Origin of the sequence: Corynebacterium kozikiae, assembly GCF_024580965.1 — a bacterium.
GTDB classification, from domain to species: Bacteria; Actinomycetota; Actinomycetes; order Mycobacteriales; family Mycobacteriaceae; genus Corynebacterium; species Corynebacterium kozikiae.
In genome coordinates, this window is sequence record NZ_JANIKJ010000014.1 from 1 (window position 1) to 19,169 (window position 19,169).

At 55.0% G+C, this 19,169-nt stretch carries 24 protein-coding genes; 3 read left to right on the forward strand and 21 right to left on the reverse strand.

Going from position 1 to position 19,169, the window contains the following annotated elements; genetic code table 11:
- Positions 1 to 9: 9 nt before the first annotated feature.
- Both erm and NQ018_RS11630 read right to left on the reverse strand, forming a co-directional pair.
- Positions 10 to 864 (reverse strand): 23S ribosomal RNA methyltransferase Erm, encoded by an 855-nt coding sequence (gene erm, locus NQ018_RS08530; RefSeq protein WP_257060351.1) that lies wholly within the window; start codon positions 862 to 864, stop codon positions 10 to 12.
- Positions 865 to 963: 99 nt separating this feature from the next.
- Positions 964 to 1,011 carry an erythromycin resistance leader peptide gene (locus NQ018_RS11630; protein ID WP_011116968.1) on the reverse strand — a complete coding sequence of 16 codons (48 nt, stop codon included), beginning with the start codon at positions 1,009 to 1,011 and terminating at the stop codon, positions 964 to 966.
- Positions 1,012 to 1,048: 37 nt separating this feature from the next.
- Here NQ018_RS11630 and NQ018_RS08535 point away from each other — a divergent pair, with 37 nt between their 5' ends.
- Both NQ018_RS08535 and NQ018_RS08540 read left to right on the forward strand, forming a co-directional pair.
- Positions 1,049 to 1,495 carry a YbjN domain-containing protein gene (locus NQ018_RS08535; RefSeq protein WP_114950150.1) on the forward strand — a complete coding sequence of 149 codons (447 nt, stop codon included), beginning with the start codon at positions 1,049 to 1,051 and terminating at the stop codon, positions 1,493 to 1,495.
- A gap of 5 nt (positions 1,496 to 1,500) precedes the next feature.
- Positions 1,501 to 2,208 (forward strand): YbjN domain-containing protein, encoded by a 708-nt coding sequence (locus NQ018_RS08540; RefSeq protein ID WP_159081064.1) that lies wholly within the window; start codon positions 1,501 to 1,503, stop codon positions 2,206 to 2,208.
- 35 nt (positions 2,209 to 2,243) lie between these two features.
- On the opposite strand, the gene NQ018_RS08545 is transcribed toward NQ018_RS08540, so the two are convergent.
- From NQ018_RS08545 to NQ018_RS08595, 11 genes are all read right to left on the reverse strand, one after another.
- Complete coding sequence (locus NQ018_RS08545; protein WP_444861403.1) at positions 2,244 to 3,752, reverse strand: recombinase family protein; 1,509 nt, start codon at positions 3,750 to 3,752, stop codon at positions 2,244 to 2,246.
- A gap of 38 nt (positions 3,753 to 3,790) precedes the next feature.
- Positions 3,791 to 5,032: a recombinase family protein gene (locus NQ018_RS08550; RefSeq protein ID WP_257060357.1), complete on the reverse strand. Its 1,242-nt coding sequence runs from the start codon at positions 5,030 to 5,032 to the stop codon at positions 3,791 to 3,793.
- Between the two features lie 69 nt (positions 5,033 to 5,101).
- Positions 5,102 to 5,269: an SHOCT domain-containing protein gene (locus NQ018_RS08555; protein ID WP_257060359.1), complete on the reverse strand. Its 168-nt coding sequence runs from the start codon at positions 5,267 to 5,269 to the stop codon at positions 5,102 to 5,104.
- A complete protein-coding gene (locus NQ018_RS08560) occupies positions 5,266 to 5,676 on the reverse strand; it encodes a hypothetical protein (protein WP_257060360.1) in 411 nt (136 codons plus the stop codon). Before NQ018_RS08560 ends, NQ018_RS08555 begins: the two co-directional genes overlap by 4 nt.
- Before the next feature lie 152 nt (positions 5,677 to 5,828).
- Entirely contained in the window at positions 5,829 to 6,605 is a 777-nt protein-coding gene (locus NQ018_RS08565; RefSeq protein WP_257060362.1) for an N-acetylmuramoyl-L-alanine amidase, read from the reverse strand.
- Positions 6,602 to 7,030, reverse strand: coding sequence for a phage holin family protein (locus tag NQ018_RS08570; RefSeq protein WP_257060427.1), 429 nt, complete (start codon positions 7,028 to 7,030; stop codon positions 6,602 to 6,604). The genes NQ018_RS08565 and NQ018_RS08570 overlap by 4 nt, the downstream gene beginning before the upstream one ends.
- Before the next feature lie 74 nt (positions 7,031 to 7,104).
- Positions 7,105 to 7,308, reverse strand: a complete 204-nt coding sequence (locus tag NQ018_RS08575) for a hypothetical protein (RefSeq protein WP_126720530.1) — start codon at positions 7,306 to 7,308, stop codon at positions 7,105 to 7,107.
- Positions 7,298 to 7,723 (reverse strand): DUF1617 family protein, encoded by a 426-nt coding sequence (locus tag NQ018_RS08580; protein ID WP_257060366.1) that lies wholly within the window; start codon positions 7,721 to 7,723, stop codon positions 7,298 to 7,300. Before NQ018_RS08580 ends, NQ018_RS08575 begins: the two co-directional genes overlap by 11 nt.
- Positions 7,724 to 7,743: 20 nt before the next feature.
- Positions 7,744 to 10,470 carry a phage tail spike protein gene (locus NQ018_RS08585; RefSeq protein WP_257060367.1) on the reverse strand — a complete coding sequence of 909 codons (2,727 nt, stop codon included), beginning with the start codon at positions 10,468 to 10,470 and terminating at the stop codon, positions 7,744 to 7,746.
- A 24-nt stretch (positions 10,471 to 10,494) separates the two neighbouring features.
- Entirely contained in the window at positions 10,495 to 11,190 is a 696-nt protein-coding gene (locus NQ018_RS08590; protein WP_257060368.1) for a hypothetical protein, read from the reverse strand.
- Entirely contained in the window at positions 11,190 to 13,838 is a 2,649-nt protein-coding gene (locus NQ018_RS08595; protein ID WP_257060370.1) for a phage tail protein, read from the reverse strand. Before NQ018_RS08595 ends, NQ018_RS08590 begins: the two co-directional genes overlap by 1 nt.
- 53 nt (positions 13,839 to 13,891) lie before the next feature.
- Here NQ018_RS08595 and NQ018_RS08600 point away from each other — a divergent pair, with 53 nt between their 5' ends.
- Complete coding sequence (locus NQ018_RS08600) at positions 13,892 to 14,521, forward strand: hypothetical protein (protein ID WP_257060372.1); 630 nt, start codon at positions 13,892 to 13,894, stop codon at positions 14,519 to 14,521.
- 187 nt (positions 14,522 to 14,708) lie between these two features.
- Here NQ018_RS08600 and NQ018_RS08605 read toward each other — a convergent pair whose 3' ends face one another.
- The 8 genes from NQ018_RS08605 to NQ018_RS08640 are packed head-to-tail and all read right to left on the reverse strand — an operon-like array spanning position 14,709 to position 19,112.
- Positions 14,709 to 15,095 (reverse strand): hypothetical protein, encoded by a 387-nt coding sequence (locus NQ018_RS08605; RefSeq protein WP_257060374.1) that lies wholly within the window; start codon positions 15,093 to 15,095, stop codon positions 14,709 to 14,711.
- Positions 15,095 to 15,706: a major tail protein gene (locus NQ018_RS08610; RefSeq protein ID WP_257060376.1), complete on the reverse strand. Its 612-nt coding sequence runs from the start codon at positions 15,704 to 15,706 to the stop codon at positions 15,095 to 15,097. The genes NQ018_RS08605 and NQ018_RS08610 overlap by 1 nt, the downstream gene beginning before the upstream one ends.
- A gap of 15 nt (positions 15,707 to 15,721) precedes the next feature.
- The gene (locus NQ018_RS08615) at positions 15,722 to 16,066 is read right to left on the reverse strand and encodes a hypothetical protein (RefSeq protein ID WP_257060377.1); all 345 of its coding nucleotides are present in this window, start codon (positions 16,064 to 16,066) and stop codon (positions 15,722 to 15,724) included.
- Positions 16,063 to 16,497, reverse strand: a complete 435-nt coding sequence (locus NQ018_RS08620) for an HK97-gp10 family putative phage morphogenesis protein (protein WP_257060378.1) — start codon at positions 16,495 to 16,497, stop codon at positions 16,063 to 16,065. Before NQ018_RS08620 ends, NQ018_RS08615 begins: the two co-directional genes overlap by 4 nt.
- Positions 16,490 to 16,831 carry a head-tail adaptor protein gene (locus NQ018_RS08625; protein WP_257060379.1) on the reverse strand — a complete coding sequence of 114 codons (342 nt, stop codon included), beginning with the start codon at positions 16,829 to 16,831 and terminating at the stop codon, positions 16,490 to 16,492. Before NQ018_RS08625 ends, NQ018_RS08620 begins: the two co-directional genes overlap by 8 nt.
- Positions 16,832 to 16,846: 15 nt before the next feature.
- The gene (locus tag NQ018_RS08630) at positions 16,847 to 17,161 is read right to left on the reverse strand and encodes a head-tail connector protein (RefSeq protein ID WP_257060380.1); all 315 of its coding nucleotides are present in this window, start codon (positions 17,159 to 17,161) and stop codon (positions 16,847 to 16,849) included.
- Between the two features lie 36 nt (positions 17,162 to 17,197).
- The gene (locus NQ018_RS08635) at positions 17,198 to 18,412 is read right to left on the reverse strand and encodes a phage major capsid protein (RefSeq protein ID WP_257060382.1); all 1,215 of its coding nucleotides are present in this window, start codon (positions 18,410 to 18,412) and stop codon (positions 17,198 to 17,200) included.
- 19 nt (positions 18,413 to 18,431) lie between these two features.
- Complete coding sequence (locus NQ018_RS08640; protein WP_257060384.1) at positions 18,432 to 19,112, reverse strand: head maturation protease, ClpP-related; 681 nt, start codon at positions 19,110 to 19,112, stop codon at positions 18,432 to 18,434.
- Positions 19,113 to 19,169 lie beyond the last annotated feature (57 nt).

Sequence of the window (19,169 nt, forward strand, 5' to 3'; positions counted from 1 at the left end):
TGGTGGGGATTAACGCCGCCGGCTTCGGTTTTTCCGTTGAGGAGGTCGTTGACTACTTCCCGATGGTGAAATGGGTCGATGGTGAGGTAGAGAGGAACCAGTCACCTGGAAGAGATCGATCCAGTCGCTGGTGTGCAATCTGGGAGGTAGGGTCGCGGGGTCGATTCCTCGCGAGTGCAACCATGATTGTGTTTCTGAACGTGATGAAAACAACCCTGCCCTTCGGAGAATTTCCCTTATCCCGCGTCCCCGGGCAGTGAAAACGGTGTGCACCATCGCCTGAAAGGCTTTGCGCTGCTCTATCGGAATCTTCGGGTCACCCACCCGGCGGATCACTAAGATCCCCCCGTCAACGTTTGGCTGTGGCCGGAAAGCAGTCCTTGGTACCCGAGAACCCAGGTGAAATGTGAACCATGGGGACCACTGAGCCGTCATCATCGTGCTTGCGCCTACCCCGGCCCGGCGGCGAGCGACTTCCCACTGCATGAGGAGTACAGCGTCAGTCCATGCTGGCGCATGCAGCAACTTTCGAAGAATGGCAGTGGTGAGGTGAAAGGGAATGTTTCCCACAATGACGCAGGGAGTGGCGGGTAACCGGAAGTTAAGGAAATCATCATGGACCACTTCGACCGCCGCCGAGGAGGTTTCTTGTGTGATTTTGGCAGCTAGTTTTGCGTCCACTTCAACTGCCGTTATCGCCCTCCCCAAGTGGGCCATCGGGTGAGTGAGGGCACCGCTTCCTGGTCCGATCTCAATGATGGGGCCGGAGGTTTGTTTCACAAGGTCGATGATGGAGTTGATGATCTTGTGGTTGGTGAGAAAATTTTGGCCATGCTCGTGACGGCCGTGTCCGTATGCAGACATCAGGTGTGCTCCTTGGAGTTGAAAGGGAGCCGGGCGTGACAAATAGCCGCCCGGCTAAAGGACCGGAGCGGTTTTTAACCTACGGGGTAGGAAACCGCCTTAGCGGTTGGTGCGCAACCGCAAGAAAGCGGTACCTGAAATCAACATGGGTCTAATTATATCCGTTTGATTGTAGGTTTGCACATTGAATGAAGACTCTAATCTGGATCAAGAATTACTGCCAATCACCCGCGAGCTGATAGCGCAGCAACTACAATCTGACGGCATTACCTGCTTTGTTGATGACAGCGGTGATGTCAGAGCTTATCTTGACGATACCCACTTCAAATTCATCCTCGACGGCGAACACGAACATATCCTGTGTATCTACGGCTTCCCCGTCCGGCACTTTTCAGCGAACAACAGTGAAGAAATCAGCTCGTTCATCGAGTCATGGCATCAAAACACGGTTGCGCCGAAGATTATTTCCCACATCACCGATGACGGTGAGGTCCGTATCGTCTCCGAACTCGCGGTTAATCTGGGTAGGGGTGTTACTCGTGCTCAACTCACCGACCAGATGGCGTTTGCTGTTACCAGCACGAGAATGTTCATGCAGCAACTTCTCGGTGCGCTTACGAGGAGCGAATGAAGTCAATGGGTTCGACAGCATTTGAGTGGTTCATTGCGATTGGCATTCTCGCATTTTCACTTGTGATTGGTGTACTTATTTCCTTTTTTGTTGGACGCGAGCGTAAACGTGCAGACAAACTTGCAAAAGAAAAAGCAGAGTTAGAAAAACACAACCAAATCTTGACAGAGGTAGTGAACAAACGGCCTCAGCCGGGCACATTGAGTGCTGCCCTCAAGCAAAGCTCACCCGAAATGATGGCAGTGAAGCTACAAGCAGTGCGCGAACAAAAAGGAAGCGTAGTCCAGACGGTCAACAAGGAACGAGTCATCGAATATCTAAACTCAGAGGGTATAGTTTTTGATCTCGACCATGACGGCGACATCGCACTGATGGCTAATGGCTTCGTCTACCGTGTTTTCTTCACTACTGGAAACAGCGGAATCTTCGTGGTTCGTGGCGACCTTGGCGTCACCATTCCTAAGGATCGCCGTATAGAACTTGAACTGCATGTATCTGAAGTTCACCAAGGTAGATATTGGCCCAAACTCGTAATCTGGGAAACCAGCGAAGGCGACCTGAAACTCACTGGCGATTTCGGCATCATCATGCGTGCCGGTGCAACAGATAAGCAGCTTAGTGTTCGCGTTAGCTCTGCATTCGTTGCGATTGATGCTGCACTCACAGAAGTACTCAAGAAACTAAACCTCCCAAAGTTTGGGGTTCTTGAGTAGAGGTATCCAGCTCTAGCTGAGGAGAGAAATCCAGCCTAGGATTCTAGCTTTAAGTCAACCTTGATCTGGCCGCGAGTCGTGATCACAATCTTTTCGGTAATGAGGTGGAACAAGGCTTCGTCCCATTCGAGCGCGTCAGGATTTAGCCCCTTGATGGCTTTGCGCATCCGACCAAGTTCAATCCCGCACGCCTGCCTGCGAGTTAGTAGTTCCTGTGCTGCGGTGAGTTTCGTGGTGGTCTTGGTGTAGCGTTCTTCCAACTGGTTGAAACGCACCCAATAATCGTCTTGGTTTTGAGCTGCAGTTTTGTTTTCTTCAATCGCCCGGTTCATCAGCTCAGTGACAACCTCAAGCTCACCCTGCAGTACTTGGATGTCGGCTTCAACCTCAGCAGTGTCGGCCAGCACTGCGTGGAGTTCTTCCCAGTCGATCAGGCTGCGTCGCTTCACCATCTCGGTTACCGCTTCAACCCATGCTGCCTGCAACATCTCATCCGTGATGGTCGGGGTTTTGCCTGGGTGGTCTACCTCGTAGCGGCGATTGCATTTCCACACCACCCGCTTATATTTGCTGGTTGAGTGCCAGGTCTTCGCACCATACAAACCACCGCAATGCTCACAAAACACCATGCGTGAGAATGTGCGGTCGTGCCTGCCAGCCCCGCTACTGGTTTTCATGATGTGCTGGGCAAGTTCCCACACATCAGGGTCAATGATCGCAGGGTGGCTGCCCTCCACGTAGTACTGGGGTACTTGCCCTTCGTTCTTCACCAGCTTCTTGGTCAGGAAGTCAGCGGTGAAGCGCTTCTGCAGGAGTGCATCGCCTTTGTATTTTTCGTTAGTGAGGATTGAGCGGACGGTTGAGGTCTGCCACTCCTTGGCTCCGCGCGGGGTCGGGATGCCATCAGCTGTTAAGCCTTTAGCAATCTGTAAAGGTGATGCGCCCTCAAGGAAGTCGCGGTAGATGCGTTCCACGATTGGTGCTGTTTCTGGGTCGATTTCGATGCCGCCGTCTGTGCCTTTGCAAAAGCCTAATACTGAGCTGAAGGGGATGTGGACTTTGCCGTCTTTGAAGGCTTTGCGTTTACCCCAGGTGACGTTCTCGCTAATGGAACGTGATTCTTCCTGGGCAAGGCTCGACATGATGGTGATGAGTAGTTCGCCTTTGGAGTCGAGCGTCCAGATATTTTCTTTCTCGAAATAGACCTCGACACCTTTCTCCTTGAGCGCCCGCACGGTGGTTAGGCTGTCGACGGTGTTGCGGGCGAAACGGGACACGCTTTTGGTGACAATCAAATCAATGCCGCCTGCCAGCGCGTCAGTGATCATGCGCTGGAAGCCTTGGCGTTTGGCGGTGCTGGTGCCGGAGATGCCTTCGTCGGTGTAGACCTCGACCATTTCCCAGTCTGTGCGGCCGTTGATGTACTGGGTGTAGTAGTCAATCTGTGCCTGATAGGAGTTGGCTTGGTCTTCTTCGTTTGTTGAGACGCGGGCGTAGCCTGCGACTTTGCGTTTAGATGCGGTGGTGACTGGCCTGCCCGTGATAGTGCGGGTTGCTGGGATGGTGGTGACTTTGCGAGCCATTATTTACCTCCTGCCAGGGTGCGGGTCATGGTGTCCCCGGTTGTAAGCACGACACGTATTTTCAGGCTGGGGCTGATTTCGATGTGGTCGATGAGGCTGAGGATTTTCTCGTCATCCCACAGCTCTAGCCCGAGGGTTTCGAGCACTGTTTGATGGAGTTGTGGTTCTTTGATTTGTTTGGCTTTGCAGGGGTTGCCGTTGCCGCGGGTGGCGGTTTCGCACCACCAGAATTTGTAGCTCCAGTTCGTGCGGTGCTTGGTTTTGCGGTGATACCTGCGGCCGCACACAGTACAAATGACCCGATGCGTCAACGCGCTTGAGCCAACTGATGGTGCAAGGGTGAGGTGGCCTGCCCGCTTACGACGTTTCAGCTCTGCTTGTACGGCATCGAAAGTTGCGCGGTCGATGATGGGCTCATGATGCTCCTCGATTACATACATTGGCTCTTCACCTTGGTTTAGGCAGGCTGTGCCACCAACGGTGGGCATGATGTATTTCTGGCCGATGATGGTGCCGATGTAGATCGGGTTGTCTAGGACTGTGCGGGCACGGTTTGGATTCACCACCAGGCCACGGCTCGTTGGGGTAAGCCCCTCATCCCGAAACTGCTGAGCAATCTTCTCAGGGCTAATGCCAGCGAGGTAGCCGTGAAAGAGACGGCGCACGAGCTCTGCTTCATCCGGCACGATACGTATTTCGCGGCCAACTGTTTGGTAGCCGAGTGCAGTGATGGAGTGCGCGTAGCCCTCCTCGTATTTCTTCCTCACCGCCCACTTCACAGCCTGACTATTCGACTCGCTCTCTGCCTGCGCAAAGGACGCGAGCAGGGTAAGCAGGATTTCACCATCCATCGTGGAGGTGTCGATATTCTCCCGCTCAAACAGCACTGCCACACCGAGGATCTTGAGTTCGCGCACATACTCGAGCAGGTCAACGGTGTTACGGGCGAAACGGCTAATGCTCTTAGTCAAGATCAGGTCGATATCACCAGCGCGGGCTGCAGCCATCATGCGCTGGAAGCCTTCACGCGCTGCAGTGCTTGTGCCTGTGATGCCGTGGTCAGTGTAGATGCCTGCAAACACCCACCCAGCACGAGAACTAATCATTTGTTGGTAGTGGGAAACCTGCGCCGCATACGAATGTAACTGCCTGTCGCTTGCTGTGCTCACTCGCGCATAGGCTGCTACCCGCACAACGGCAGGTTTGATTTGCCTGGCGGGTAGTTCAATGATGGTGCTCATCAGGTGTTTTCTCCTGAAAACTCGTAGGTCTTTGGGTCATGTACATACAGCCCTAGAAGCGGGTTTGTATCAAGCAGATGTGGGCAGATTCAGGCCGCTAATTTTCGCTGAATACTTCACCACTAGACGCTCCTCCAACAATCGGTATTCATCGATGGTGATGAGGTTCTTATCCAGCATTTGGCGAGCAACATTAAGGGTGGTGCGGCACCTTGTTTCAGCGTTGAGGAGGCTCATTGTTTACCGCCTTTAGTGCCGTAGCGGTGCTGGATGTAGCAGGCGTGATCGCAGTACTTTCGTGTAGCCGAACTCCACGCAACAAACACAGTGCCGCAATTCAGGCAGTGCTGTGTTTCTCGGTTACGGGGTGTGATGTGCTGGCGGTTTTCAGCCCACCATTTCAGCCGGTGAGCATCATTGCAGAAGCGTTTACGAGGATTGAACTTTGATGCTTCAAGGTGTTCTCCGCACCAGGCGCACCACAGTCCATCCTCAATAGTTTGGGTAGGGGTGATTTTTGCTCGGGCGAGAAAATTCTTCACATCAGAAAGGCTTGCGCACAGCAGGTCGGCTACTTGTTTGGGTGTGCCGCCTTGTTCTTTGATGCGTATGGCCACTTGTTTTTGATGCTCTGTCAGCGCCATAATCCTTGGTGCTCCTGTGATGGGTAGAAAAGAAACGGGTCACAGGTAGGCCAGACAGAGCCGTTTTGTTAAGCCCCAAAAATGAGAAAAGGTCCCGCACCAACCCAACTGGGGGCTAATGCGGGACCAAAAACATAGCAAGGGTGTGGTGTTTAGCGGATGCCGAGCTTACGGTTCACCAGATCCTGCACCGGCTGATACAGGTGACCCAGACGGCGGCGGCGCTCCTCACCGTTACCGTATTCACCACGAAGTACCGCGTTTGCTAGTGCATCCAGGTTCGGGCTATCTGGTGCTGGTGCTTTGCCGGCGATCAGCTCGTTCACCCGACGCTGCACTTCTGCGTAGCGAGAGCCTAGGCGGCGCTTGCGTTCTTCACCGTTGCCGTACTTGCCTGCGAGTACTGCTCGTGCCAGCTCATCCACGCTGCCACCAGGAGCAGACACGGCAGGTGGCTTTGGTGCGGCCGGCACACCACTGTTGCCACCGAGGTATGGTGCGAGTACCTGTGCTGGTGGGTAGTAGCGTCCAGGGCACGCAGTAGAAGACGCGTCTTTGTGGCCGATGATGCGGAGCTTGCCGTGACGAGACTGAATATCGCGGATCAGCGCGGCAACAGTCTGCTTATCAGCCTCACTAGCGCGTGGGTTACATTCGATGCCGATACTTCTCTGGTTGACTGGCCAGTTTCCTGCATGCCAAGCGGTATCGGACTCGGCAACCAGGCGGGTGACGCGTCCTGCTTCAACGACGTAGTGGGCGCTGTTGCGGCCACGTCCAGTGACAAACCAGTCTACGGTGCCGTTGAAGCTCGGGTTTTTGGCTGGGTCGTCCCAGTGGTGGATGACGATGGTGGTGATGCGGTTGCCGCCGCGGCCTGGGGTGAAGCAGGCTGCCTGACGGTGATTCAGAGTGTAAGAATGGCTCATTGGTTTTCTCCTTCAGAGTGGGTTGGGTTGTGTTTGTGGCCGATGAGATCCAGGGCGTTACGGATGCGTTCTGGTACTGGTAGGCCTAGCCTTGTGGTGTTTTCGAGCAGGCTGATGCCTTCGTTTGAGATGTAGAAAAAGATGGTTGCTGTGCGTAGAACACTGGTATCCCCGAGCACGTGAACATCGAGCAGGTTGGCAAGACCGACCAGGGTGAAGATGAGGATTTTGCGGAAGATTCCACGAAAGCCCACAGCGCTAGAGAGTTGACCTTCGCTGATTGCAGCCATCACGCCAGTGAGGTAATCGGCAACGACGAAAGCAACCAGGGCAATCACTAGCCCATCGATTCCTCCGAACAGCCAGCCAGCTATGCCACCTGCGGCGGTGACAACTGATTGGGTGCTGGCCCATAAAGTTTTCATGAACAAGAGATGGCTCCTTAGATGCAAAAAGCCACCCTGTGTGGGTGGCCTGAAAAGTGAAGAAGCCAGCTGGTTTAGCTTGCTTCAGGGCTGGTCAGTGCGTCGAGTACTTCGGTGGCAAGGTCAACCACCGTTGTCTTTGCCTTCGGTAGTGGTGGCGGTGTTATGACCGGTGGTGGCAAGGCTGGTTCAGTACTTTCCGGTTCTGGGTCGATAATCGGTGGGGCTTCGAGAAGTTCGGTGAGCTCTTCCACCCATTGGCTGGCATCACTGTTCACGGTCTACCGCCTTGAGGATTTGGTCGTAGAGGTGGTCATAGACGGCAGCTTCATCACCTGACAACTCCACCGTGTAGTTCTCGAGGAGTTCAAGCAACTGAGCTGGGTGTTCTGCATAGGCTGGGGTGAGGATGGCATGTTCGCTAATGAGTGCTTCACGAGCAGTCAGGTAGTCATCTGCCAGTTGAGGGTCTTTTAGCTCGAAAGTTCCATCCTCAGCTATGTGCGGTTCGCCTTTCTCGTTGAGCACTGCGTGTTCTTTGACTAGTTCACGCTCGCTGATGGCCAAAGCGCTGTAAGCATCGATGACTAAGGCGAGCAGTTTGGAGCGGGCACGAGAGGCTGTGCCTGCAAGCTTCATTCCTTCAAGGAAGGGGATCAGGGTAGGTAGGTAGCGGTTTTGAACCTGAATCATGGGGTGTCCTCTTTTCGAATTTAGGAGACGGTAGTCGACATGGCTGATAGGCCGGTGTTGGAATATGACTGCCAGGCCACGGTGCCGCCACCGTTATCGCGGATGGATTGCACCCAACCACGGTTGAAGGTGGAAATCAGCGAGTTGACCCGCATGATTAGATCGCTGATGCGGGCACCGATGGAGGTCATTGAGTAGTAGGTGTTGTTGGTGACGATCATCAAATCGTTACTGGTAAACACCACCTGGGCGCGACCACCAGAACCTGACCAGCCTGGGAAGGTGCCACGTGTGCCCAAAGTAACGTCCTCTAGAGTTACGAAGCGATGTCCGTTGGTGTAGAACTTGAAGCCGTGGGTGCGCAGGTCAGCACCCATGTGGATGCCGCGCTGCCCGTAGAATTTTCCCTTGGGGTCGAAGGTGAAATAGGTGTAGCTGTCGCTGGTGGTGGTTTCTTGGAATGTCCATGCTGTGTAGTCACCACCTGGGGCGAGGTGGTTGATGATGCCTTGAACAGTGGGGGCATCCTTTTTCTGTCGGCGACCCACATCACCGATATGGCGGGTGCCGTAATAGAACTTCATCCCGCTTGAGGTGATGGTGCCTTCCAGGGTGGTGCCGTCGTACCAAGAAATCTGGGTTGGACTAATGCGAATGGACTGTGTCCAGCCAGCAAGCCCCACTTGGATTGCGTTGGTTGCCAGCTTGTCTGCAGTAATCGAATTTGCCGCGATCCGGCCAGCACTCAATGTGCCGGTGGTGATCTTGGCAGCATCCAAGGTCGCGATTTTCGCATTGGTGATGGCAGAGTCAGCGATCATCGCGGTTTTGATGAAACCGTTGGCGACCGTGAGCTTGTCACTGGTGATCGCTCCGGTTTGGATGCGTGCTGCCGCGAGGTAGCCGGTGGTGATTTTGGAGGCGTCCAGGTTTATGATTTTGGCGTTGTTGATGGCAGCATCTTGGATCATGGCGGTTTTGATGACCGCGTCATCGATCGTGGTGGTGCCAGTGATGTGGATGCGTTTGCTGTCAATCAGGATTGTCTCGGGGGAAACGTTGATTTGTGCAATCAAGTCACCTTTGGTGGCTCTAAGCAGTACATCATTGCGGATTGCAACCAAAGCCTGCTCATTGGATTGCATATTGCTGTTGAACTCCAACCGCAGTGCGTCATGGGCTTGCGCGGTTTGGTCAGCCTTTTGCATTGCAGCGCTTACTTGCTGGTTTGTGGTGTCCTCAACTTCCATGACTTTTTGGGCGAAAAACACCAGTCCTTCTTCTAGGCTTTTAAACTCCCGCTGGGTTTGAAACAGCCTGGTATCGAACTCGTCAGCCAAGCCTTCTACGGCAGCAACTTTCGTGTTCACGCCGGCGAGCACACTTTGCAGTTCGTCCAGTTCTGCTTGCATGAGTGAGGTGTTGAGGTTGCTGGCGATCGACACCCAGGTAGCCTCACCGTTGCTGCCGATCTTGTACACCCAGATTTCGGTTTGGTCGCCGTTTTCTTTGAACCAGGTGTCACCAATCTGGGCAGTGGCCGGCTGGGTTGGTCCGTAGTGGATCGTGTTTTTCCCATTCGCCGACACTTGTGCTGCCAAAGCCGTCTCAACAGCGGTTTGGGCATCGGCTTTCACGGCGTCCATGCTGCGAGTGAGTGTGCGGGTGGTTGAGGTGAAAGACGGTGTGACGGTGCCGAGCTTTAACGCAATATATTGGCGGGTGGCTGGGTTGTAGGTGTATCCGACGATGCGGGCTTTTAAGTGGGCCTTGTAGTCGGTGTGGATTACGGTGACGGTATCACCGAGCACCACTTTTTCCAGCTGTGCCGTGTTTTGGTATTCGCGGGTGCTGGTCAGGTCTATGAAATTCACCTCGAACGATGCCGCCGGTAAATCCAGGCCGTCATTGAACGCTGCCTGTGCTGCTTGCCTGAGTGCAGCGTGGGCTTGTTCGAGTGGCAGTTCACCTTCGCGTGGTTCTTCACCCGGTTTTTGGGCTTTTATGTGATCGAATTTCACGACCCCGACGAGTGGTTTCGGATAGTCGTTCAGGCGGGGTGAATCAACATATTTTTCTGGCAACAACAGGCCGTCGTAGCCCACCGGCAGGATCCTGGTGAGGGTGTGAGTGTAGTCGATGGTGGCTTGATAGCCGGTGAGGTTTTTGCGGTCCCGAATCGTCACACCCTGATCTGAGCCGAGCCGGGTACGATGCTCGAAATGCAGGTTGTTGCGGAGCATTTCACCGCCATAGCGGGCAGCGAATGTATTGTCACCGCCAGTATCCATCAAGCATTCAAGGACGCTTTGCCGCACTACCCGCACTGTTCTGGGGGTGGTGTTGAAGGAGCTGAGAGCGGTGAACGCGTTCGGTGGGTTGGTTGCGCCACGCAGCTGCAGGAGGGCTTGGTTAGCGTCCTTGTTCACGATGTTGGTGTCAGCAATCAGCACTTTCGCTAAGTCGTAACTTAAATGCAGTGCCTTCACCCGCAGCAGCCCGTTCAAAGCATGCTCAACGGTGACGATGCGAAACGCTTGCCGCTGATTCACGGTCGGCACATGGCAAGCAACTAAAGCACCAACTTTTACGTGCTCTGCCAGGATCGCGTCTGCTGGGTAGGTGAAGGTGAGTGAGTATTCGCCACTGATTTCTTCGGTTACGACTGGTTCGATTAGGTCATTTGTGAGGTGGCCAAATCCCGTGTGGGTGAAGCTGGTGGTGTTTTCAGGGTGAATGGTGATCACGAGATTTGCCTCCAAATGTGTGGTTTATGGGTCTTGCCAGTTCACTTCCAGCCGCCAGGACGTGATGCCGTGCCCGGTTTGCAGGAAGAAAGAGTTCTGGCCGGGTTTGAGGATTGGGAAGTCGCCGGTGAGGGCGTCAAGCTGTGCAGTGTTGCCGCTTGAGGCGGTGAGGTTTTCAGAATCGAGCAGGATCTGCCCGACCGGGTTTTTCACAATAAATGTTTGATCGTTCAGGTTGAATTGCACCGTGCCGTGCCCGTTAATCCAAAGACGTGGAGCAGCCGGCAGCAGGCTAGGGTTTTGGATAATGCTCTGCCCCGAAAGATTGAGGGTTTGCTGGTAGGTCGGGTGGTACGTGAAAGGTTGGCAGGTGACGGTTAGTTCCGCACGCATCCAGCTCGCTCCGTCATAAACCAGCGGGCTAAGGGTGGCGTGTTTGAGTTTCCTGAACCTGCCGCCCTCATGGCTGAGTGTGATGGTGCGTGCGGTTTGGATTTTTGCTGCCAGCCTCCGATAGTCATCGCGCTTGTTCTCGCCAGCGAACAGGAGCGGGATGGTGAAGGTGACATCATGCCAGCCGCCGAGTCTGGTGAGGGTGCCGGCCCTGCCAGCCACTTCAATATCCTCAACAATGCGGGTTGAGACGGGTGGTGTGACAGGGCCGGTGATGAGGACGAAAAATTCGAGGCTGTTTTCGTTATCGAGTAGGAATGAGTGCATTAGTAGCCTCCTGAAAGTAGTGCCGCATGTTGGTTCATGCGGCCAAGGTGGGTATCAATGCGTGGTGCGAGTTTTCCAACCAAAGTGCCGTCATCTAAAACAACCTGAATGTTTAAGCCCTCGAGCACTGTCCGGCTAGTGGCCTCAATCAACGCGCCAGCGTCAAACCCCGTGGCTCCACCAAACTCGTTAGTGGCTGGGGTGAGAGTGGTGGCATTTGCTGGGATGGGGGTCAGTGGAATATCGATGCCGGCGTTCAGGTCGCTGAATGTGTCGAGGGTGTCTTCAGCTAGTTCGGTTGCGGCGTCGATCGCCCGCTGCCCGGTGTCCTCGATACCGCCTGCCAAGCCACGGGTGAGCATGTCACCGATCCACGCCATTTCGCGTGATGGTGAGTGGATGCCGAAGAACCCGGTGATTGAGTCCCAGATGCCTTGGCAGAAACTCGTCACCTGATTCCACAGCCAGTCGGACAGCTGCTGGATACCTTGCCACAGGCCACGAATCAGGTCAGCGCCAGCTGAAATCATGCGTGGCACACCATCGATGACCGCGTTCACGATCGCCATGATGATTTGTGGAATCGCAGCCACCACCGCTCCAATAATCTGCGGCAGAGCAGAGACCAGCGAGGTCAACAGCTGTATACCTGCCTGGATAATCTGCGGAATAGCCGAAGCAATGGCGGTGATGATGGCCGAGATGATCTGTGGCAGGGCGGCCACGATGGTTTGGATAATCTGTGGTAGGGCCCTAATCAGGGCCACCAGAAGGTCAATGCCCGCCTGGATAATCTGCGGAATCATGCCCAGCAAGTTGGTGATAATCGAGTCGATAATCTGCGGTAAGACAGCCACTATGGTCTCGATAATGACCGGCAGTGCTGAGATGAGCGCGGTGAGCAGGTCGATTCCTGCCTGGATCAAGGCCGGGATTCCGGTAGCCAGGAATTCAACGATGGCGGTGATGATGGCAGGTAGAGCCTCAATGAGTACCGGGATAGCTTCCAGTAGCCCTTGGGCTAGACCCAAGATGAGGGTTAGGGCAGCTTCAAGAATCATGGGCAGATTCTCAATGAGCCCCTGTACCAGTGCCATCACTGTTGCCACCATGACAGGAAGAAGCTGCGGTAGGGCCTCACCTATGCCTGTCACGAGGGTGGTTATCACCTGGGCGGCAGCTTCTAAGAAGAGTGGCAGGGCTTCAAGCAGGGCGGTCAGCAAGGTGGTGACTAGAAGTAGAGCTGATTCAGCCACTGACGGAAGCACAGAGATTAGCCCTTCGAGCAGGGCTGAGATGATCTGTACCCCTGTCTCTAGTACTACTGGTAGCTGTTCGGTGATGAAGGACAGTGCCTGTGCGATGATGGTGTCAAAAGCCGCGATAACACCGGGTATGCCGTTTTCTTCGAACGCAACGGTGAGGGTATCGACCCAGCCGTTGACCATCGGCAAAACTGATTCAGCCAGCGCTGCGGTCACTCCGCCAGCCAGTAAGCCTTTGAGGTTGTTGACCCCATCTTCTAGCGTGGCCATTTGGCCGGAGAACGTTTTGGATTGTGCCTCCATCGCGCCATGGAAACGGCCACCTTCAGCGGTTGCAGAGGCAAAAGCGTCAGCCACCATGTCAGCGGTGATTGCGCCTTTGCTCATTTCTTCTTTGAGCTCGCCGATGCTTTTACCGGTCTGGCGGCTGATTTCTTCCAGCGGGTTGAAGCCAGCGTTAATCATCTGGTTCAAGTCTTGGCCGGTTAGCTTACCGGTGGATGACATCTGGGCGAAGGCCAGGGTCAGGGATTCGAGCTTGCCAGCATCTCCTTGGGAGATATCACCGAGTTGACGCAACCGCACCTGGGCTTCTTCGGCACTAATACCGAAAGCCATCATGGTTTGGGTGTTTTTCGCCAAATGCTCCATACCAAACGGTGTGGAGGCGGCTTCTTTCTTCAGGTTGTTAACCAGCTCCTGCGCCTTCGCCTGATCACCAAGCATAGTGGTGAAGCTGGTGGTGTACTGCTCCATTTGAGCGTTGTATTCGATACCGTCTTTGAGGACACCCACGAAACCTTTAGAGATCCCAGAGATAGCGGTCCCGATCGCTTTGATCCCACCGATAATGAACTCGCTGGCAAGGTTTGCTTTGAGGACGTCACCGAAGATGCTGGTTTTCTTCGTGCCATCATCGAGTTCGTCACCGAGCTGGTCGACTTCGCTGGTGAGCTTGTCAGCACCCGAGGCAGCGTCTTTGAGTTCGCCTTCAGTGTCACCGGTTTCGTCAGTGAGCGCATCGAGTGCTTTAGTGCCCTCGGCTAGTTCTTTTTCAAGATCGTTGAGGGTGGCGGTGGCGTTGTTGAGTTGGATCTGCCAGTTCTTGGTGCGGGCATCATTCTCACCAAACGACTGGGCGGAATTCTCTAACGCGGCTTTGAGAGTTTCGACCTTGTTGCGGTGAGCATCAACTTCTTTTGCCAATTGTGCGTTTTTGGCAGTCAGAGCGGCGGCGCTGGTTTCGTTCTTGCCGAACTGGGAAGCCACCAGTTTCATTTCAGAACCAAGCACCCGCATTTCACGGTTGATCTCAGTGAGGGCTTTCTTGAACTCGCGTTCACCCTCAACACCGATCTTCAAACCAAAAGTTGAATCACTCATCGCACAAGCACCTCCTAGCAAGGCTCACGGGATAGGCCAATAAAGTTGAAAACATGACTGCCGCATTAACCGTCCACCCCCTCACCAGCACCCAGCCAGACCTGACGGCCCTACAAGAACGGGTGCAAGAGTTGGTGGACGAAATGGCAGCCAAGTACGGGTTAAATACAGCAGTGCATGCTGTGGTTTCGGCGGGTGAAACCGATGCAGCTTTCACGGTTGAAGTCACTGCTTGCGGGTTTTGGGTTGGCCAGATAGTGGTTGAACGAAAGGATCGCTCCCGCATCAGTGAGGACGAGGTTGAAGAATTCGAGCGGTTTGGTCACCCGCACGGTTACCCGCCAGAAATGGTTGGAGTCCCGTACCCGTTTGTGCGGTACGAGTTCAAACAAGAACTCAGTGACGAGCACTTCGATGCGATGAACCTGATCGGTCACGAATACTGGGTGGAGCCAGACGAAACCCCAGCCGCGATCATCATCAGCGGCCTAGTGGCGGCAGCGATAGCTGAACAAGTAGATGGTCGGCTGGCTGGGGAAACAGACGCGTTCGATTTGTACCGGCATGGTGAAACAGCGGGAGAGCTGCTGCAATGGTGGGCGGATACCCGAATTGGATGGTTTGGTACTCTGGCGTTTACTAACCCGCGTGGCAAACAGCAAAAACCACCCACCATTGTCTAAATCCCTGGCGGGATCACGTCATCGATCGTCACTTGCTTGAACGGTTTAGCGCGGCCAGTTTCCTGTTTCCAGCACTCCACCAAATCAAGCAACAGACCAAAAGGCATCAACCACACCTCATCCTGGGTCAGTGCGAGTTGGCTGAGACCGATATACAAAAGCCTGGTGAAGATCGCAGCGTCAGAATCTACCTGGCTGTTGCTGGCACTGGTGCTTTTGGGTCAGAGACGATTTCACGCTTGGTGCCTTTCACCATTGCGGCACTAATTGCGTCCTTGTAGCCAGCCAGATCACTTGGGATAGTGAGAATCTCGAGTTCGTCAGTGGTGAGCTCTGGCTGTTTGTTGTCAGGGTTCTTCAGGTTGTGAATTAGCACTGACTGGTTAGCAAGCAGCGCGATCAGCCAGATCACTTCGGTGAGGCTATGGGCGATGTCATTCGACTCTTCTAAGGCTTTACCGAGGTTTTCAAGCCCACCGTAACGCTGCGCTATTTCGCGGGTGGCGCGGGTGGTGAGGATGAGTTCCAACTCGCGTCCGGCAATGGTTATTGTTGCGCTTCTTTGATCAGACATTATCGAGAACCTCCACTTACAGCAGTAGACGCGTCAGCGCCAGGCTCGTAGACCTTGGTGTACCAGTCAGTAATGGTCTTGGCGGCCACACCGGTATCTCCTTCGGTGACTTCTGCCTTCCAAGGGTGTTTGCCGGTGGTATCTGGCTTGTTGCGGCGCATGATGGTGCCTTCAATACTTGGGGTTTGGAACGTAATCGAGTCGCCCTTGGTTGCCAGGCTGGAGGTAGGCAGGGCGAACTTGACCTTGTAGAGCCAGAAATACTTGTACTTGCCGTTAGCCTTAGCGGCGCGGAATCCAATCGCCACTGGCTTACCGCCGTCTTCAGAGGCCGAAATAAGTACCCCGTTGGCATCAACTCGGGCACCGGTCAAGGCTGCTGCTACGCTCGGCCCGATATCATCCACCCCGAGGGTGAGGGTGCCTGACTTGAATTCTTTGACTACTTCACTCGGTCCGTCATCGGCATACAAGATAGCTTCGGCAACTTCGACCGAGAGTTCGGCACTGATGGCCTTAGCTAGGGGTTCGGGGGTGGCGTAGGTTTCTTCGCCCTTTTCGTTTTCTGTGATGGTGGCGTAGTAGAGCTTGTCGAGACCAATAGTTGCCATGGTGGTGTGTCCTTTCTAGACGGCGCGGTAGGTGACGCAGTCGATTGCGTAATGGTGGTAGCCGGTATCGGCTTCGAACCCGACATAGGTTCTGGCTTCAACAGTGATGCCTGCTTGCAGGATCCCGTGACAGAGCAGATCCCGCAGGTGAAGGTAATTGCCGCGGGTAAAAAGCGAGAGCCGAACATGTTCGATGTCGACTCCGGGCTGGTTGGCCGCGTACAGGTCAAACACGTCAGCATTCGGGGTGAACACCACGAACGTTTCAGGTGCGGGGGCTTTATTGAAGGTGCCGGTAGCGCTGGGCAGGTTGAGTTTCTTGCACAGGCCGGTCAGTAGTTCGAGCAGTGGTTTTGTCACTTGGTTAGTCCTTCCAGCTTCGTGGTGAGGGTTTCTTTCATCGCGGCCACCGCGCTACTTCGGGTTTGTGCTCTGGTGGGTGCAAGAAACGGCCTGGCTGCTTGACGGGAGGAGCCGTATTCGAGAACGGTGGCGATCTTGGCGTGTGAGATGCCATCGCGGCGGTTTTCAGCAAACCCCACCTTCACATTCAATGTGCCCCGGCTGGTTGCACCGACTGGGGTTGTGCCGAGGGCTGCAAGGAGCTGGCCGGTGGATTCGCTGGGGCGGATGGTTTTACCAATCGCGCCGGTGAGGTTGGTGCGCATCCTTGGTTCCACTACTGCGGCTCCGGCTTTTAGAGCATCACCTGCAATGGAATCGATCTGCGTGGATGCTGCTTCCAGGGCGTCGATGAACTTGGTGGGAATTTTGATTTCAGCTCTAGCCATCCCGGCCTTCTCCTTCAGGGGTGGTGTGGTGAGCCAGCACCTCCACATATCTGTTTCCGATGATTTCAACGGAGTCGATGAAATAGGTGCGGCCATCGTGTTTGATGAGGTCGCGCTCATCCACCCTCCACTCAGGGTGCAGGCGGAAGCGAAACATGGCGGTGGCCTTATAAAAGGAGGCGCGGTTCACCCAGGCACTGGTTGCGTGGCGGTGCTCAACCGCAGCCCGAACCGTAGCTTTGAGGATTGGCGTATCTGTGTGGAAGCCAGCAGTATCTGTTGCGTGACCCGGAGCGTAAATCTTGATGGTGTGGCGCATCAGCCCGAAAGACATCAGCGATGCTCCCTTCTAGATTTTCCATTCGCGATCCATCACCAACAGCCGGTTCACCGCATCCCACACCGAAGATGCGGCCTGGGTCTTGTCGTTCCAGAAGCCAGCGGTTGAGCCATCCCGTGACTCGTAGAAATGGCTGGCGAGCATGATGACGGCCTGCTGGGTCGCACCGCTCATCGGATGCTGGGTGTAGTGCCCGTCAGGTAGGTGCTGGTAGGACGCGGCGTAGGAGGTGGCAGCAGCCACCATGTGCGCAATCAGCTCGTCATCCTCACTGTGGGTAAGGATTAAGTTGTGTTTTACGCGGTCAAGCAAACTGGTGGTCATGCTGCCACCTCCTCTCATTCATTCAGGGGCTAGTGGTTAGCTGGCTTTTTGGGTGAGCACCTGGACTGCTTCAGGCAGCATCAGACGGCCGTCCACGCGCTGGCTGGCAAGGAAACCAACCTGACCAGAGAGCGCGAACATTTCGTTCAGACGCTTAAAGGCACGACCCTGACGATCCGCAATCCAGTAGTAGGAGAAGTCACCGAAGGCCACGGTGCGGGCACCCGCCTTGATCTCAGGAGCAAACACAGAAGTTGCTACTGGTCGGCCGAGGATGGTGTCTGGGGTGCCGACGGTCAAAGCTGGCTGCCACAGGTACTGGCCGGTTGAGTCCTTGAGCTTTCGTACCTGCTTGACGGTGGTGTCATTCATCAGCCAGGTCGCGTTCTTCCGATACGGAGCACGCAGAGCGTAGTGCAGGTCGATTAGCTCATCAGCGGTGATCTCGGCTGCCTTGGCAGTGGTGTTAGCGCTGGTGCCACCTTCGGTTGGGTGGAAGATGCCAGTTGGCTGGCCTTGGCCGGTGCCGTTGACGAAGGCTTCTTCTTCGGTGGCGTTGATGCGGCGAGCAAAATCAGCAGCCAAATACGCCTCAAGGTTGAAAGCCGAATCGTTGATCAACTCGTCGCTGATCTTGATGAAAGCACCAAGCTTATGCGCGTTGAGGGCTTTCTGATCAAAAGTGTCGTTTCCTTCGGTGAAGTTCTTACCTTCACCAATCCACGAAGCCGCACCGGTCGATGCAACGACTGGAATCTTGCGATCTCCGCTGGTGGTCTGAATGACGGTAGCAAGGCCACGAATCGTTGATTCATCGGCCAGGGCGGTGATCAGGGTCTGTTCGAACTCGTCAGGCACCAGGTAGCCGCCGTCAGAATCAACACCCTCACTCAGGGCATTGCGGAGAGCTACTGGGTCGCCCTGCAGTCGCATCATGTTCCAAAAGGACTGCTTGTAGTGTGCGGTGCCGCGGCCTTTGCCTTCGTCCATGGCATCGGTTGGGGTCATGCCCGGCATGGCGGTCAGTGGCTGTGCGGTGGCGCGGGCCATTTCGCGTTCTATGCGTTCTGCTCGCTCACTGCGTTCGATTTCGTTGGTGAGCTTTTGGATGTCTTCTTCCATGCGCTGGTAGATCTGCTCATCCTCAGCAGAGAGCACGCCGTCTTCGCGGCGGTTGTCCAGGAAGTCTTTGGCTTCGTGCCATGCCTTGGCGCGGCGCTGGATCAGGTCGTGGGTGTTGGTGGTGGTCATGAGTTGGTTCTCCTATTTGTTAGAGGCGAATACGGGTTTTCAGGTTCTCCAGCGCTGAGAGAGCCTCAGCGATAGAGCGACCGGCAGGCTGTGCTGCTGATGTTGGTTTGGTTGGTGGGGTACCTGCGAGTTTGTTAACCAGAGCAAGCTCGGCTGTGAGGCGGTTAAACACCAACGCCTCAGTTGCTGGGGTGGCTTCCTCTGCTCCTGTTGGGTGGTGGAGTTCGTCGGCAAAACCCATGTCGATAGCAGCCCTGGCGTCCATCCAGGTTTCTGCATCCATGAGCCGGGCGAGCTTGGCTCGCTGCATCCCGGTCTTGAGCTCGTAGGCGTTGATGATGGATTCCTTGACCGCATCGAGCATCTCGATGGCTTTACCCAGCTCAGCCTTGTCGCCGATGGCGAGGGTTGCTGGGTTGTGGATCATCATCATGGACACCGGCGTCATTTTCACCGTCGATGCAGCCATCGCGATCACGGACGCTGCACTGGCGGCTAGGCCGTCGATGATGACGGTGACGTGCCCGGTGTATTCCATGAGCATGTTGTAGATTTGCGCCGCGGCAATGCAGTCACCGCCAGGGCTGTTAATCCACACCGTCACATCACCAGTGCCGGCTTCGAGCTCGCTGGCGAAGAGTGCTGGTGTGGTTTCGTCGTCAAACCAAGACTCCTCAGCAATGGGGCCGTGAATATGCAAAACCCGAACGCCTTGTTCTGCGTCCGGGTCGGGGTTTGTCCAGTTCCAAAATCTTCG